The sequence below is a fragment of the Paenibacillus sp. FSL H8-0280 genome (assembly GCF_045040665.1).
Lineage (GTDB): Bacteria > Bacillota > Bacilli > Paenibacillales > Paenibacillaceae > Paenibacillus > Paenibacillus xylanexedens_A.
Genome location: NZ_CP150296.1, coordinates 6,639,907 through 6,655,994 on the forward strand (window position 1 = coordinate 6,639,907; position 16,088 = coordinate 6,655,994).

Annotated in this window: 16 protein-coding genes; 4 read left to right on the forward strand and 12 right to left on the reverse strand. The window is 44.9% G+C overall.

Features of this window, described 5'->3' with window-relative positions:
• Position 1 precedes the first annotated feature (1 nt).
• The 7 genes from MHI12_RS28900 to MHI12_RS28930 form a co-directional block, all read right to left on the reverse strand.
• Positions 2–286 carry a hypothetical protein gene (locus MHI12_RS28900; protein ID WP_405170988.1) on the reverse strand — a complete coding sequence of 95 codons (285 nt, stop codon included), beginning with the start codon at positions 284–286 and terminating at the stop codon, positions 2–4.
• On the reverse strand, positions 286–708 hold the full coding sequence (locus tag MHI12_RS28905) for a hypothetical protein (protein ID WP_339311314.1): 423 nt from the start codon (positions 706–708) through the stop codon (positions 286–288). The genes MHI12_RS28900 and MHI12_RS28905 overlap by 1 nt, the downstream gene beginning before the upstream one ends.
• 315 nt (positions 709–1,023) lie before the next feature.
• The gene (abc-f, locus tag MHI12_RS28910; protein ID WP_405170989.1) at positions 1,024–3,105 is read right to left on the reverse strand and encodes a ribosomal protection-like ABC-F family protein; all 2,082 of its coding nucleotides are present in this window, start codon (positions 3,103–3,105) and stop codon (positions 1,024–1,026) included.
• A gap of 98 nt (positions 3,106–3,203) precedes the next feature.
• Positions 3,204–3,365: a hypothetical protein gene (locus tag MHI12_RS28915; protein WP_017691697.1), complete on the reverse strand. Its 162-nt coding sequence runs from the start codon at positions 3,363–3,365 to the stop codon at positions 3,204–3,206.
• A gap of 113 nt (positions 3,366–3,478) precedes the next feature.
• A complete protein-coding gene (locus tag MHI12_RS28920) occupies positions 3,479–3,763 on the reverse strand; it encodes a hypothetical protein (protein WP_405170990.1) in 285 nt (94 codons plus the stop codon).
• Positions 3,764–3,816: 53 nt separating this feature from the next.
• Positions 3,817–4,815 (reverse strand): glycosyltransferase, encoded by a 999-nt coding sequence (locus MHI12_RS28925; protein WP_340937552.1) that lies wholly within the window; start codon positions 4,813–4,815, stop codon positions 3,817–3,819.
• A gap of 18 nt (positions 4,816–4,833) precedes the next feature.
• Positions 4,834–5,805: a phosphotransferase family protein gene (locus MHI12_RS28930; RefSeq protein ID WP_405170991.1), complete on the reverse strand. Its 972-nt coding sequence runs from the start codon at positions 5,803–5,805 to the stop codon at positions 4,834–4,836.
• 172 nt (positions 5,806–5,977) lie between these two features.
• Between MHI12_RS28930 and MHI12_RS28935 the strand changes: the two genes are divergently transcribed.
• Both MHI12_RS28935 and MHI12_RS28940 read left to right on the forward strand, forming a co-directional pair.
• Positions 5,978–6,568 (forward strand): TetR/AcrR family transcriptional regulator, encoded by a 591-nt coding sequence (locus MHI12_RS28935; protein ID WP_036671691.1) that lies wholly within the window; start codon positions 5,978–5,980, stop codon positions 6,566–6,568.
• 307 nt (positions 6,569–6,875) lie between these two features.
• Complete coding sequence (locus tag MHI12_RS28940) at positions 6,876–7,454, forward strand: NAD(P)H-dependent oxidoreductase (RefSeq protein ID WP_405170992.1); 579 nt, start codon at positions 6,876–6,878, stop codon at positions 7,452–7,454.
• Positions 7,455–7,552: 98 nt separating this feature from the next.
• Here MHI12_RS28940 and MHI12_RS28945 read toward each other — a convergent pair whose 3' ends face one another.
• The 5 genes from MHI12_RS28945 to MHI12_RS28965 form a co-directional block, all read right to left on the reverse strand.
• Positions 7,553–10,654, reverse strand: coding sequence for a DUF5704 domain-containing protein (locus MHI12_RS28945; protein WP_405170993.1), 3,102 nt, complete (start codon positions 10,652–10,654; stop codon positions 7,553–7,555).
• A gap of 226 nt (positions 10,655–10,880) precedes the next feature.
• On the reverse strand, positions 10,881–11,825 hold the full coding sequence (locus tag MHI12_RS28950; protein WP_405170994.1) for a copper amine oxidase N-terminal domain-containing protein: 945 nt from the start codon (positions 11,823–11,825) through the stop codon (positions 10,881–10,883).
• A gap of 124 nt (positions 11,826–11,949) precedes the next feature.
• A complete protein-coding gene (locus MHI12_RS28955; RefSeq protein ID WP_405170995.1) occupies positions 11,950–12,234 on the reverse strand; it encodes a hypothetical protein in 285 nt (94 codons plus the stop codon).
• A 713-nt stretch (positions 12,235–12,947) separates the two neighbouring features.
• Positions 12,948–13,193 carry a hypothetical protein gene (locus MHI12_RS28960; protein WP_405170996.1) on the reverse strand — a complete coding sequence of 82 codons (246 nt, stop codon included), beginning with the start codon at positions 13,191–13,193 and terminating at the stop codon, positions 12,948–12,950.
• Positions 13,194–14,004: 811 nt separating this feature from the next.
• On the reverse strand, positions 14,005–14,328 hold the full coding sequence (locus tag MHI12_RS28965; RefSeq protein ID WP_405170997.1) for a hypothetical protein: 324 nt from the start codon (positions 14,326–14,328) through the stop codon (positions 14,005–14,007).
• Between the two features lie 83 nt (positions 14,329–14,411).
• On the opposite strand from MHI12_RS28965, the gene MHI12_RS28970 reads away from it, so the two are divergent.
• Together MHI12_RS28970 and MHI12_RS28975 are read left to right on the forward strand one after the other, a co-directional pair.
• Positions 14,412–15,755, forward strand: a complete 1,344-nt coding sequence (locus MHI12_RS28970) for a lipase family protein (RefSeq protein ID WP_405170998.1) — start codon at positions 14,412–14,414, stop codon at positions 15,753–15,755.
• Positions 15,756–15,774: 19 nt separating this feature from the next.
• Positions 15,775–16,047 (forward strand): hypothetical protein, encoded by a 273-nt coding sequence (locus tag MHI12_RS28975; RefSeq protein ID WP_076212169.1) that lies wholly within the window; start codon positions 15,775–15,777, stop codon positions 16,045–16,047.
• Positions 16,048–16,088: the final 41 nt, after the last annotated feature.

Genomic DNA, 16,088 nt, shown 5'->3' on the forward strand with positions numbered 1-16,088 from the left:
GTTATCCTCCCGAACTGCGGAAGAAGCTACCGAAGCCGCTTGATTTGGACTTGGATTTGCTGTAGGAGCTGTTACTGTCCTTACTGCTTCGATACGACGACCCACCGTAGTAATAGTGCCCACTGCTGGAATCATATTCACATCCGGTATCATACTCCGGGTCACATTCATCATTGTTGCTGCCACAACCGGATAACACGGCAGGTACCGCCAGCATCAGGGAGAAAGCAACCAGCTTCGCTTTTGAACCGGGTTTCGATGCTTGCCCCCGCTCTTGGTCACTCATTACAGATCCACCTCTTTCATATAAAACAACACTTTCTTGCGATCCGCATCCAGCACGGAATACAGGAATTCATACGTCTTGCCATCGCGAACCATGTAATGGTCCAGCAGTTGCTCGGCAAGCTCCATCGTATAGGTGGAGGAAGCTGTGAGTTCCAACTCCTGAAATGAACGTCCATTCCACAACATATACTCTGCACTGTACATGGAAGACATTTTGCACATCGCCAGCGCAGCATCCGCAATGGCTGCACCGTACTCATCCGGCATCTGTTGCTCATACGCCGTTACATATACTGCATGTTCCCGCCCATCCTGGCATTCATTGGACAGATGCGCCCAGAGTTTGTTTTTCACCAGAGTGGCATCCACCAGTTTGCGCATGAACAGTTCATCTCGCGTGACTGAAGTCTGTTCCAGCACTCCCGTCTCCGCCTGTCGATCATCCGACCAACTCCGATACGTCAATGAATAATAGATACCGATAACCTCCCTTTTTGCGAGCTCTTAGGTGAGCCGTTTCAATTCATACAAACGTATTTAACGCATGGGGAGGTAAAAAGTTACACTATTCCCCATGACATGTAAAAATAAGAACAGGATGTCGCCCAATCTCGGATCATCAAAGCTTGAAAAAACAAGTAAATTCCGCGTTTGTTATGTTGTAATTCAGTTCAAAAAGGCCGGAGAAAATTCTCCGACCTCGTTTGTTCCATCTTATGCTCAGGCCATTCGGACTTATAACTCAGCCCACTGTGCCAATACATCATTATATTCAGCGGACAATTGCTCGCGATCATTCCAGATTTGTTCCAGTTCAAGCGGATTGTTCTGTACGGTTTCCAACTGTTGGTCCAGCACCTGAATTTGTGCCTCAAGACGAGCCAACGTCTGTTCCAGCTTCTCCGCAGACGGTTTGTTGCCATTGCCACCTCTATGATTAGATGCAACTGTTGCCGAAGGGGTCAACGCCTTGCTTGATCCTGTGTAAACTTCATAATCACGACTTCCATCGGGGGCCGCAACAGTGGAACCGTTCAATGTCGAGGTTGCTCCTGACTTCTTCCCTGATCTGGCATTTCCGCTCGACGCGGACGTTAAACCTGATTTCATTTCCGACTTGGCGTTCCCACGAGAAGAAACTCCCACGCCTGCTGTAGCCTGAGTTGTCGCCGCCGCACGAGCTTGCAAATCAAGCTTCTTCTCACGATACGCCTCATAGTCTCCCAGATAAGCGGTCATCTGACCATCCTCCAGTTCCCAGACACGGGAAGCGAGGCGATTGACGAAGTACCGATCATGCGAGATGGCAAGTACAGTTCCTTCAAAATCAACCAGCGACTCTTCCAGCGCTTCTCTCGATGCGATATCCAGATGGTTGGTCGGCTCATCGAGCAACAGTACATTAGGTTTACGTTGCACCAGCAGAGCTAGCCGCAGGCGCGTCCATTCCCCGCCAGATAATTGCCCGACAGAGCGGAATACATCCGCTCCATAGAACAGATATCGGGCCAGAATTCCGCGAGCCTCTCCTTCCTCTACGCCTGCTTCCAGACGGAAGTATTCGAGTACGTTCAGCTTCGGATTCGTAGGTTCCTCCTGTTGAGCCAGATAACCCACATCCACGCGCGCCCCCCACTCCAGCTTGCCCGCATTGGGCTGCTCGTCACCAAGCAACAGCTTGAACAAGGTGGTCTTGCCGGAACCATTGCGGCCAATGAGTGCAATTTTATCCCCATATTCCAGCAGACCCGAGATTCCGCGCAGGATTTCACGCTCTCCATAGCTCTTCTCGACCTGTTCCAATACCGCTACCCGTTTACCCGTTCGATCCGTAGGACGCACATCGAACTCGGCATTGCGGCGCTCCAGCACAGGACGCTTCACCTGTTCCATCCTCTCCAGCGCCTTGCGCATGGAAGCGGCCCGCCGGAAGAACTTTTCATTGCCACCCACACGACCCCATTCCTCCAGTTGGCGGATCGTTTCTTTCATTTTTTTGATAACCTTCTGCTGCTCCTTGAACTCCTCGAATTGCTGCAACAGCCGTTGTTCCTTCACTTTCATATATTCCGTATAACCGCCAGCAGACGTTTCCGCTTCTCCATCCTCCAACTCCAGTGTTCGATTCACGACCCGATCCAAAAAATAGCGATCATGCGAGATCAGGACAATGGTGCCGGGATATTCTCGTAAAAATCCTTCCAACCACTCAACCCGCTCCAGATCAAGATGGTTTGTCGGCTCATCCAGCAATAACAGGTCGGGTCTTACGATTAGCTGTGAAGCCAGCACTACCCGAGTCTGCTCCCCACCGGATAGGGAACCAAAGCGCCAACCATAGTGTGCCTTGGCGATATCCAAACCGTCCGCCACCTGATCGATCCGGGCATCCATTTCGTATCCACCCTCACGCTCGAACTGGTCTTGCAGTGCCGCGTAGCGTTTCAGCAGGCGCTCCAATTGATCAGGATCTGCTGCACATGCCGGATCGGACATCTGCTGCTCCATTTCCTTCATTTGCGTGCGACATATCATAAGCTCCTTGAATCCAAGACTCAGTACATCCAGAACGGTATGGTCATCCAATCCTTCTGGAACTTGTGCCACGTAACCGGTCCGTGTATCTTTTTTGATCATCAATTGCCCTTCATCCGGCTTGTTCAGTCTTGCCATCAGGCGCATAAGTGTGGTTTTGCCGCTTCCGTTGCGGCCGATTAGGGCGACCTTGTCACCTTCCATAATTTCAAAAGTAATGCCGTCCAGCACCAGATGTGCTCCGTGGTATTGAGTCAGTTGTTGCGCGCTAATCATCATCATAATAAGGTTCCTCCTATGGTATGGAAGATCCTGACCGCAACACAAAAAGAGCCGCAGGAGGTTAGCTCCGCGGCCCTTCAGAATTCAAGCAATATCGCTTATCGTCCGAATGAGGTCAAGGCAGGCATCTTCTCGCAAATGTTAACTTCCGTATATTCAAAATTGGACAGACTTCTCCCGTTGGTCAGAAAAGTATGAACAATGCCAGCCATAGCAATCGGCAGCTGGCTAATACGGTTGTTAAGCATCTCGTGATTCACCTGTCTTCACCTCCCTAGTCATAATTAATGTCAATATATCACAGACGAATGCATTCCTGCAACCATCCCATCGCCCAATTCATCCTTATTCCACAGTAGCTTTATTGCTCGATCTAATTCCTGCCCCGTCGCCGAAGCATTACATCCCTGATCGCCACCGTAATGAGTGTTAACATTCCCGCGGTACCCAGTGATGCGCCGAGCAGGGCATATCCGATGCCGTTCCACCCGCCAATATCGATGCTGATCATGATTACAACGGCACCGCCAAGCAAGGCAACACATGGCAATATATATTGTACCCACGTCATTCGGCGTCCTTGCAACCGGTAAATAAGCCATTCAATCAGCAGCTGCACCGCCCACATTCCCAATGTCCACAAGATCAGTACTTCCATAAGGTTCCCCTCCTGTTGCTGGATGGATCAAGCCCTTTGTTACAGACCTTACGTTACTTCAACCAATCTGAGAAAAAGTTCCGGTACCCTTCTTTCATCTTCGTGCGCGAAAAAGCACCAAACGCATACTCCCGGTTGTCTTCTGACACACTGCGCGGCGCAGCCGCAGCCATGTTCACCAGTTCAAACCAGTTATCCTCATTGCCTGCAAAGGCATGCGTGGATCGAATGTGACCGTAGCAGGCATGCTCCGGCTTCACAACCATTTTGCCCATCGCCATCGCTTCCGTCAACGGCATCGCAAATGTATCAAAGGCCGAACAGTTCCAATACACCTTGGATGAGTTCATCAACGTAAATATCTCATCCTGCGTAAGCGCAAACTTCAGCTTCACGTTGGCAGGAATGTCGTACTTCTTCATGGTTTCCTTATAGCGTACACCGCCAAACACCATATATACTTCCTTGTCCGGGTTCTGCCGAGCGTATTCCAGCACCAGATCCGGGCGACGATTCGCTTCATCCCTACCGATCCAGAGCACCCGATTATGCACAACCTGGCTCGGATCATAGTGCCGGTTCGCCAGCTCTTCGCTAAAGCCAATCGGAATAACGTTCACGTCATGTACACCGAAATTGCGACCCAGTTCTGTTTTCAAAAACTCGGTTTGCACAATTGCTTTATCCACCATCGTATAAAATGGCTTCATCATCTCATATCCCGTTAGCGCGGGATCGGGGAAACTGTGCGGGAACAATACACTCTTCGGTAAGAACATCTTCAAAAACGTAAACCCGGATACGGTGTAGATAACATGCTCTATATTTTGACTATGAATCTGATCCAGCACGATATCGTAGTTCACCAGGTCACCTTTCTCATGCTCATAACCCGGCAACCAGTCATATCCGCTGACATGACGCTCCGGCGAGATGAACACAATATCCACGCCCAGCTCCAGACCAATCTGCTTCAGCCGATCCGCAAATACGCGTGGCCCCTGTGCTTCCGTGAATTGAATTTTACGCATAACAAGTCCGACTTTACGCAAGCTTCTCACCCCTCATTTCTATTCCTCACCCAAGTGCTTCATGCACTGTTCCAGCGTCACTGCCGTCTCATGCCACTGGTTACGCAACTGTTCCTTCGGCCACACACATTCCTCACTTCTCAGGTCACCATCAATCAAACGCAGCATCCAGAGTGAGAATACAATAGCATAGGCGTCGTACCATTCTGCAAAAGAAACCCGTTCAATCTGCACGCCCAGGCTCCCCAGCTTGTCCAAGTAAACATCCATGACCCGCTCTCGTAATACAGGCGTAACTGTTCTGGGAAACAGCGGATGCGAGAGATCAACTAGGTGATATATATCCCACAGTGGCGTATTCAGATGGGCATGCTCCCAGTCCAAGATGACCAGTCTGCCGTCCACCTCAGCCATGTTACCTGGATGCAGGTCTCCGTGACACAAAACGGTTGGAAGTTCTTCCTCTGCCGTGAGGATCCACCTGGAGATCTTGTCCCAATCGGATTCGGACAGCTGCATATCCAGTCTGGATAACAGTTCATCATTAGATTGCCTATGCATTTGCAACTCATCCAACATTGTGCGAATGGACGGTTTCTGACCCACGCGAGGCAGTTCGCTCCAATTCGTAACAGGTAGCGCATGCCACGCCGCCATATGTACCGCTGCATCAAGCATCGTCGCTTCTTGTGAATCATGCACCAGTTGCCCCAGATCCTCGTAGATCATCCAGCTCTGTGCTGGAGCAATGGTAAGGTCTGACGTTGCAATGAGCTGAGGATAGATCGGTGGTAAGCCAGACATCACACGTTCGTACATCCATCGTTCCCGTCCATGCTGTGCAGGATTCGTCAGCGGTTTAAAAATATAACTTTCACCGGTAGGAACAGTAAATCGCTCCACATATCTTCCATTCATTCCTTTATACAACTGTTCGCGGCTTGTTATATATTGATCATTCAGCATTCCTTCGGGCGTCACCCAGCTGTATGCATCCAACTCTTCGTTCACGCTACCCACCATCCATTTCGTTCTCGCTACCGTTCCGATTATGATTTCTATTCATCATACGTTGCCACTCACAAGCCTGCAAGCTTTGTTCATAAGCGCTTATTCAGTGTCTCAATTCAGAGTTTCAAAATTGCTTATTGCATTTTGGTTAGTAATCACTTACTATACAATTATGAAGAACAAATCTCATGTGGATAGCAAAAAGAAAGATATCCTACAAGCGGCGATGCGCTTGTTCGCAACCAAAGGCGTTGACGGCATATCCGTCAAAGAGATCGGTGACGCCGCCGGAGTAACCGATGCGGCGATCTACAAACATTTTAAAAACAAAGATGCCGTTGCCCTGGAAGCCTTCACCCAATACTGTGTCGACTATACTGCACTGATTGACGGGTATGTTCGACAGGAAGGTCCCGTGTTGGAACGCTTCAAGCAACTGGTTACCGAGGTTCTCCATCTGCATGATGAAGATCCCTACGGGCTACTGCTGATTTCACAGAATCATGAAATATTCATTGAAGCCGGAAGCAGCGAGGATTACCGTCAACCATTGGATGCGTTAATGGATCTGATCGATCAGGGAATGATGCGGGGCGAACTGCCTCAGCAGGATTCACGGCTCACAGCCGTGCTGGTGATCGGTGCAATTACACGTATGGCGGTCTCCAGTATGCAAGGTGAACTGCCAGAGTTGTTGGTACCCTACACTGGGGAGACGGTTCACCGACTTGCATCGATGTTGGGGCAGGTACCTCAGGAGTAACAATGGAGATGGGATGAAGCTAGAAATGGAGTAGCGGAGCTTGGCAAAACGACGTGAGCAACTACATTGTTTCCGAAGGAAACAACCTTCGTAAGTTTCCACTTATTTCGGCTGAATCCCATCTTCGATGCGGATGATGCCGCTAGGCTGATTTGGAATCAAAAGCGGACTTGTTGAATAACTTCTAAAGAGAATCGTCAACATACCACAGGATATACAGATGGATTACCGGGTCATACGTGACCTTTTCTTTTTGCACATGAGGTTAGTGTTCATTAACTAAAATAGTCAGGACGTGTCATCTTCCATGAAAAAAATATTAATTATTCAAGGCAATCCCGTCTCCCCCAGTTACAACGGCGCACTAGCCGAGGCTTACCGTAAAGGTGCGGTGCAGGCTGGTGCTGACGTCCGCATGATTACCCTGAACGAGCTGACGTTCAACATGAATCTGGAAGGAGGATATCGTAATAAACTTCCACTTGAACCAGATTTGCTGGAGGCCCAAGAAGCAATAAAGTGGGCCGAGCATCTCGTATGGGTGTTCCCAATCTGGTGGGGAGGGCCACCTGCCCTGCTGAAAGGTTTCGTTGACCGAATCTTTATGCCAGGTTACGCCTTCAAGTATCAAAAAGGTAAACCTTTTCCAGATCAGTTGCTCAAAGGCCGCACCGCTCGCATGATCACTACCATGGATGGCCCAAGCTGGTATTTCAAATGGTTCCAGGGTGAGCCCGCACATAAAATGATGAAGATCTCCACATTTGCACTGACTGGCATCAAACCTGTGCGGATAACACCTGTAGATCAAGTTGGTAAAAAGTCAGATGAACAGAGAAAGAATTGGTTGGATAAGATCGAACAGCTTGGGCGGAAGATGGGGTAACTGGATAGCTTTTTGCAACGTTAATTTGGATAAATAACAAGAAGGCGATACTTACCAAAGTAAGAATCGCCTTCTTGTTACTGTACTCTTCATACTACCTAGTGCGGCACCTGTGCACTAAAATCATCCCGGCTGGAACGATCGGCATGGTAGAACACCACATCTCCGTCCCTTAAAGTGAACGAGTTGCCGTAGCTATCTTCGACTTGACGCTGAAATCCTTCCAGCAACCATTGGTTCATCAGCGGTGCATGGATATATTGCAGATGCGGAGCGCCTAGGTTCCCTTCCTGGATCGACTCTAAATTAAAGTTGACCACGATATAACCATTTTTCAGGAAGATCGGTGACTTTGCATCCAACCCACCATGGGTACGCCCATACTCGGCCAAATTGGTTCCTGCTTGAACCACGTAAGGCTCAGCAGGTAGACTATACTCTCCATACCACTGCTGAATGGCAGCATTTGCACGAAGTACATCCGCACTTGCGTTCGTCGGGATATTCGTTTTGGGTCCGATAAACGTACGTAATTGCTCCGGCATCAGCAGCAGACTGTATCCACCTACAGGGGTTTTCATCTTCGTAAATTTATCCCGATAATACTCCTGATACGCCCGTTCACTCATCATCCCTGGATGAATTTCGCCATAGCGATTATATTTGTAGGTCGCCGTATCTCGTAGCTGTTCCGAAGGTACTTGACGTAACCGATCATTGAGAATGACAAACCGCTTGACTTGATCCTCTCCTGAACCAATACGAATAAAACTTCGCTGGTTCGTCGAGTAATACAGATCTACCGGTATACGTGTTTTCCCATCTTTGCTGACAAAATCAAAGGTCGGAGTCAGGCGAATGCCGTCTCTGGGCCCGAACATATTGCCCTTGGTTTTGAAATCAAACTTAAAGTGATATCCCGTCTTCACAGCCACATTCTGATACCCTTGCAGCGGATGACTGCCTGGGCGAATCGGTACGGTGAACTGCGGTTTGTTCCCCCGCTTGTCACCGTCGATGCCCTGCGTTCCTGTCCAGTAGCTGATCCAGGTGGGTGCAATGCTACCCTTAAACCGCCGGAAAACAAGCTCCCAGTTGTAGTCTGCAATATCCGTGATTTCAAAATCGTATAACCTTCCAATGACCTCCACGGATACTTCGTCGCTGGCTAGATGGTAGGTTAGATCTGTGTTTGCATCTGGTTGGGCATTGCTCCTGGACATCGATTCAAAATCAGCAGGTGCATTCTCTGCAATATTACGGAACTCCACCTGGTAATCTCCCTCATCTACCCACACAGGCAGATAAAAGGTGGTATCGAGCACGTCCACCGGAATATCGATCCATGTACTCCGCGGGTAAAACTGTGTCCGGTCGGCACTGTACACGTCAAACGGAAACCGCACCTGTTTGATTCGATAATATTTGGCATAATCCCGATCCCCATATCCCGGATACGAGTTGACATCTAAATGCTGTCCGCTCGTGGGGATACGGACTGTGAACGGCCGCTCCAAAATAAGGGCAGACCGAGCCATATTCGGTATTGTTTTCTGATTATGAGGCTGATCGTCTGAAACAAGAGAATAGTTCACGACTGGAGTATGAACAGTGACTGTGTTAATCCCGTAGATTTCGTATTCCAGTTCTTCTTCTTCGGCATCAATACTTCCATCGGCTAATATGTAATTAATATGCCCTTTGCTCGTTGTATCCTTCTTGTTAGTCTTTTCGATCGGGATGTAGTTATATGGACTATACAATACGTCCTTCCCGATCTGAACCGGCGCTGGGATCTGTCCAGGCTGCGGACCCTCCTTGGCTGTGCGCTGCTTGTTCATGACCGTTTGGCCCTTGAACACCAGGGAGTCGTTCTCAACTTGTACATCCGGAACAGCAGCTTCGGCCACTGCTTGTAGATTTTCTTCATCCATGGATGGTCTGCTTGTTCCTCCGTCCTTCGTTCGAGATGGTCCAGGAACGATACCCGGATCTGGGGCAGGGTAAATATCACCGGTGGTGTCGGCCGTAAAGTCTGGTGGCGTGTAGCCTTCAGGCGTGATCACGATTTGTTCACCGCTAAACGCGTAGTTCTCCAGCGAAGCTTCCATGATGTTATATACTCCTAGTTCAGCAATTGTCCAGTACGAGTAAGGACGAATGACAGTGTACTCCGGTGTCCGCTTATCTGGTTCAGATCTAGGAATGTCATACACCGTAGTTGATCCTCCACCTGGCAAAGAAACTGTTCTACCGTCCTTCCAGGTTAAGGTCCAATTTTGCAAGACTGTGACCTTATATTCGCATGTGCCGGTCATCTGTACGAATTTGTTCTGGAACAAATAATCTCGACTGAAGACATTTCCATACAGACTTTCTGATGTCGGAATACCTTTCAGGACATCGAACATCTCACTTCCGCGCTGATCGGCTTTGATCATGGCTGTGACGACGGGATCCATATACTTGCCATCTATGGTGCGTCCGGGCTGCGGCGCGGTACATGTCGGCCCTCCAGGTGGTGGCGGTGTTCCGCCTTTGGGCTTATAGTAGAAATACACGTAATAGACCGGGTACCGGCCATTGTATTCAAACCGCCCGGGATCTCCGGAACTTCTTGATCCACCTGAAGGAGCTGCGATTGTACTCTTTTTATATCCCTCATAGGTGTACTTATCTCCAGGAGCAGTGTGGGTAAAGTTATACTCCTTGTCTTTTTCTAGCTTCACTTCCTTATCGGTGAACCCGTCCACACCATCAAGACTCTGTCCTGTTGTCGTCCAGTGTTTGATTACAGCTTGTCCTTCAGTTGGTTCGAGTTCAATGGTAAACAACGTTGGGAAGAAGTATTTATAACCTTCTACTTTGGCTGCAAAAGTTTTCCCGTTACGTTCCTCCTCTTCTCGTCTATCAACTGGTTTCACAGCATCAAGATATCCATTTTGGACAATAACGTCCATATTTACAGAGCTGGTTCCTACGCCATTCACAGTACTCTTTTTTAAAGTGTATTCTTTCGTTGATGTTGCGAGCATGTAGTACCGTTTATTATTAGCCGCTAATTCCCCGGTTCTGGATGTATTAAATGTTTCATCTGCATATTTCCAATTAAAATCATAAGCTTTTGCACTCAAACTTTTGACTTTTCGGTTTGAAGCAAAGCTGAATTCATAAGGACCACCGTCTACTTCAGTCCACATTTTTGGACTTTTCCCTCTCGTCCAAACTCCAGAAGAATCGCTCCATACTTCAAAGTAGACCATCCCAACAAAATAATAGATATTAGGATTTTCGGGGTCTTGAAAAAGTCTTGAACTTCCGATCGCTTCAGCTTTCCCCGGACTAAATGTAAAAATTGTGAGAACTGACGACAAAATAAGTACTAAGCTCAGTATAGAGTAGATCTTTTTTTTCATTGATCTTTCCCTACTTAAATGGATTTAAGAGGGCGACACCATAGTCCTGTAAGTCACCATCTTGAATCATAATGTAGTCAGCTTGCTTTAAATTAAATTTAGTCCAGTCGAAATTCTGAACGTAATCCCCATTTTGGAATTTATCCAATCTACTCAGCACCGGATAATATCCAGTTCCTGTTTTGTCGCCATTATTTACAAACATGCTATCTACATGATTCCTACCTCTAGCAAAATCGCCTTTTACAAGTAAATCGATAGGTGTTCCACGCTGAGAACTCCGAATAGAAATAAAATTGTCCCCATCCTTTTTAACTAAATCAATACTATAGATTACCTGTCCATTTTGTAACTTAATCGGCAAATCACTTTCATTGATTACCTTAATGCCCGAATAGTTTTGACTCTTGATAGTCTTGAAGACATAGTCAGATTTCGCATAAGTTTTAAAATCACTCAACTGCTTCTGCTTGAACTGCTTGTCATCTGTACTCCGGAAATCCTTGTTCCCGATCCAGACCCAACGGCCAATCTTGTCCCACTCTACCTTCTGGCCCAGACCTTCACTCACCAGACGCAGGGGAACGAAAGTCCGGTTTTGCTTCAGAATGATTTGCGTGCCATAGTCCTTCTTCTGCCCATCAACGAGGGCTGAAGTCTGCCCGATCGTCATGTCCACTTTATGATCTTTGCTGACGATCCCAACCTTGGAAACTTTGCCAGCCTTCGAGTATGTCACCTTTGCGCCTAGGGCTTCTGATACAAATCGGATTGGAACCATAACGCTACCTTGGCCATCCTGGAATGGCTTCGCATCTGGAAACTTCATTTTTACGGTATTCAGCAGTACCTCTACTTGCTTCGGATTACTTGCAGCTGCAACTGTCTCGTTTCCCGAACCTATCATGCTTACAGTCAATATACTCGCTAATACAGTTAATAAAAGTTTCTTCATTATCTAAATCCCTCTGCTTTCCATATGTATTCTTCTCACTTTTACTTCCCAGCATCTTTCTTTGCATAGATCTAACAAATCTTAAATATCATACAAACTTGGAGAAATACGACTACCCTTTGCATTATTCCAACGGGGGATTACGCTTTATTATGAAATCGTGCGACCCCATTGCATTTCTTGGTTCAAGTGTATTTATATTAATAGAGAGAGATACTTGTATTTGTTGATCTTCTTTTAGGTAACCATACAGAACAATATCCTCTGTAACAGGAGTATTTAATTCATACTTTGTGAAGATTATATTTGCACCATAATATTTCATAAAATAGGCTTGACCGATAGGTACTGCTCTTTCATATAACGCCTGTTTTTTTGCCTCTGATATCTTACTATATATAAAAATCATACTAATAATCACCAAAAATAAGATAAGAAGCTTTATGTATTTCGACAAAGAACAACCTCAATTCAATTCAAAGTATTTATAACAAAAAGCGTATGAGTATGAACCGTTCCTCAAAGATCAGGAGGATCATATCCAACAGGGATTGAAACGAGACTTACCTCATATGTCCGATAGTCTACAAATACAGTAAACGTTTTTTCCTGTTGATCATGGATTCTCCCATACAGGATAACCGTTGAACTAACATATGCTGCATTAACTTGATAATCTTTTTCGGCGATCTCATTCCTGTAAGCTTTCTCGTTGAATATCCGTTAAGGTACCTGTAAATCCGGTCGAGAGCATGCCGTCAACGAAGTGTTTGATGTGGTGAAGGATAGATTTTGAGAAATAAGGTGGAGGTTTCCACCCGCCTAACCAATTATTCCATGGATTTTCTTGTGATACATTAAACGCAGACATATCTTGTTCTCCTCTGCGGGGGTGGTTTGTGGTACTTCTATTTTACGCAGAGAGTCAGGTGTGTCTTTATTCACATTTCATGGAACTGATTTTGAGCAAGTACAGAATATTATTATTTTTCACGTGGTATGTATTGTGCAACCACTCACCAATGAGACAAAAGACGAAAAAATTATCAATACTATCTTGAGTTTTAGGGCTCATCTGATATCAAATAAGTTTATATTCTTCAATAAGTAAAATTTGTTCTTCTATTCACCAATCTTTTTAAGATCTAAAGGAATACCAGTTCCTGTAACTTCAAAATCACGGTAATCCAAACTTATTTTAATCTTATCTTCTTCTTTACCTACAATATATCCGTATAGCACCACTCCCGTTGTAATAGAAGAAGCCATAACCTGTGAGTCGACAAACTCAACTTCCACACCATAATTATCTATAAAGTACTTCTCGCCTATAACCGTAGCTTTTTCAACGATTTGTTTATCAGTCAAGTAATTCTTAACAACTAAAAAACAAATAAACACAACTACTATAAGTAAAATAATCAACAGGACTTTAGAGTTAATTTTAATGAGAATCACCCTTTGATACTATCAGGAATAATATGTATTACTTTAATAATAACTAGATTGGGAGATAAATGAAGTAAGGTTCTTGATGAGCTTTTACAAGCCATGTCTAAAGACATGTATGTCGGAATTAGGGCTCCTTGTCCAAAAAGTTAGTCCCATTCAAACATCCAGTCTGGTCCAGTTACATAATTAACTTCATAAGTATTATAATTAATCGCAATAGAAAATGTCTCGTTTACATCGTGCTCCACATATCCGTACAATACCACCTTCGAATCTATATAACCTGGAAAAACCTGAGAATCTGTAAATTTAACGGTAACATTATACTTACTTTTAAAATATTCAATTGCTATGGGATTAGCCTTGTTGACAATATTATTATTTTTCACCTGGTATGTAATTGCACATCCACTCACTAATAAGACTAAAGACGCAAAAATTATCAATACAATCTTCAGTTTAAGACTCAATTAATATTACCCCTCTTTACAGAACATATACTGCAACTTATACATTATTTCAACAGCGGATACGCTTGATAAAATGAAAGGGTTCGGCCCCCATGCATTTCTTAGTTCAAGAGTGTCTATATTAATGGGAAGAGATACTGGATGACCAAGACCTACCCCGACTTAGAGTTTGTGCTTATATATTCATAATTAATCTTCTTGCCATCTGAAGGCACATAAAACCTTTTTTTTCAAATAAGGGCTCCTTGTCCAAAAAGTTATTCCGATTCAAACATCCACTTTGGCCCACCCACATGTTCAACTTCATAAGTATTATAGTTAATCGCAATAGAAATTCTTTGATTAACATCGTTCTTCACATATCCATACAACACCACCTTCGAATTTATATAACCCGGAAAAACCTGAGAATCTGTAAATTCAACTGTAAGGTTATACTCACTTTTGAAATATTCTATTCCTATTGGAGTGGATTTTTTGATAATATTATTATTTTTCACTTGATATGTAATTGCACATCCACTCACTAATAAGACTAAAGACGCAAAAATTATCAATACTATCTTCAGTTTAGGACTCATTCCCTATGTCACCTCCTTGAAAAATACATTACTTTTAGGTAATATCTTCTATAATATAATAAATAAAAGGAGAAAAATAGATATTGTATATTTCAGATAAGATATACCATAAAATCTCTGATGTTGCTTATGAAAGAGAAAGCACAGAAGAGAACTCTAAGATTGACGACTGGTCTCGTGCTAGCTTGCCTAATTCTACTCTCAACGATACAAACAGTTCAGGGTTTGATGCAGTAGTGTACTATAACGAAAAAGAGAATCAAGTAGTTATTGGATATAGAGGAACTGAACCTGACATGTCATGGGGTAAAGTCCCAGACATTGCAACTGATGGCATTGATGTTGTCGGGGGACGGTACAAAACCCTTAGAAAGACTGTCGAAAACAACCCTGACATTCTTTCAGAATCATCACCAAAATATCATGCAACAAAAAGCAATTATGAGAACAATCAGTTCTATCAAGCTGAGAAACTATATCGTGAAGTAAAAGAGGCTTATCCTACTGCGGAAATTTCTACAACCGGTCACTCACTGGGTGGAGCACTTGCGCAATATACAGCTATTCATAACAACTTGTCATCCACTACATACAACCCGGCCAGCATTCGAACCGTTGTTTCTGATGAAATTTTAAAGAAAATAGATGCAGGAGAATATGATAAGAAAAACACCGCTTATGTCAACCCAGGAGATGGTGTTGGAGCAGGTTTTTCCAATACATCGACGCGGCATGCAGCCAATACAATCATGATTAATAAGACGTACGAGGAAGCGAATAGACCCAAAATAGTTATACCTTTAATAACCAAATCAACCGATACCTCTTCCGGTTTCTCTACACCATTTTGGAAGAATCTAACTTTTGTTTCAACTACGCTTCCATCTGGTACGCAAAACATGGGAGTCAAACTTTTCAATTCTTTCGGTGGGGAAAAGGCCCACGGTCTGGAGAACTTCGAGTTTGACAAGAATGGCTTTATTACAAATACACTTTATACACGAGATGGTGAAGTGATTGGTGGAAATCCAAGGTACACGGAATACATAAATACCCTGCTTGCCAATGAAAAAATGAAGGATACCGTAAATAAATTAATTGAAAAGTATGGTGCCCACCTAGGACCTCTTGGACAAATGGCCGCTGCCGGTGCTGGGGTTACCATCCAACTCTCACTAGAGAATCTTCAAAGAGCCGGACAAAAAATGCAGCAGCATGTAAATGAATTTCAATCTAGCCTCCCCACAGCAACCAATGCCATTCTCAGACTTATTGAGTCCAGTGATAGCCGCTCTCTTGAACCTATTGTGGATCGGTTAACAAGTGATTTGCACAAATTTAGCCGCTGGTATGAAGAAGAAGCACATATCATTGCAGAGTATATTAATCAAAAAGCGGAAGATTTCAGACAAGCCGACGAGGGTTGAAAAAGGAGCGCCGAAGCATATGTCACGGAGCATTGTTGTAGAATTAGTTGATTTGATGAATGCCGAGAAGGAAATCAATGATTTAATGGATATGCTTGAAGCTAACAAACGTCATGTAAGATCCATTGATGAGAGTATTGGAGATTGGAAAGGTAAATCTGCGGAAGAATTGCGAAGAAAGATGGATCGTTTCCAGAACATTTTAGGAGAATGGATTGCAGATTTCAAGCAGCAACAGATTGAGCTTGTGAAGTATACATATCGTATGGAGCGTGCAGATCGGGGAAATTAGGATAACGTTCAACTGATGAATAAGATCTGAAAAAGGAGGCT

Coding starts and splice junctions, on each gene's coding strand:
- MHI12_RS28975 (WP_076212169.1), top strand. CDS start 15,775: ATGTCACGGAGCATTGTTGTAGAATTAGTTGATTTGATGAATGCCGAG.
- MHI12_RS28900 (WP_405170988.1), bottom strand. CDS start 286: ATGAGTGACCAAGAGCGGGGGCAAGCATCGAAACCCGGTTCAAAAGCG.
- MHI12_RS28950 (WP_405170994.1), bottom strand. CDS start 11,825: ATGAAGAAACTTTTATTAACTGTATTAGCGAGTATATTGACTGTAAGC.
- MHI12_RS28940 (WP_405170992.1), top strand. CDS start 6,876: ATGAAAAAAATATTAATTATTCAAGGCAATCCCGTCTCCCCCAGTTAC.
- MHI12_RS28955 (WP_405170995.1), bottom strand. CDS start 12,234: ATGATTTTTATATATAGTAAGATATCAGAGGCAAAAAAACAGGCGTTA.
- MHI12_RS28935 (WP_036671691.1), top strand. CDS start 5,978: ATGAAGAACAAATCTCATGTGGATAGCAAAAAGAAAGATATCCTACAA.
- MHI12_RS28965 (WP_405170997.1), bottom strand. CDS start 14,328: ATGAGTCCTAAACTGAAGATAGTATTGATAATTTTTGCGTCTTTAGTC.
- MHI12_RS28945 (WP_405170993.1), bottom strand. CDS start 10,654: ATGTGGACTGAAGTAGACGGTGGTCCTTATGAATTCAGCTTTGCTTCA.
- abc-f (WP_405170989.1), bottom strand. CDS start 3,105: ATGATGATGATTAGCGCGCAACAACTGACTCAATACCACGGAGCACAT.
- MHI12_RS28920 (WP_405170990.1), bottom strand. CDS start 3,763: ATGGAAGTACTGATCTTGTGGACATTGGGAATGTGGGCGGTGCAGCTG.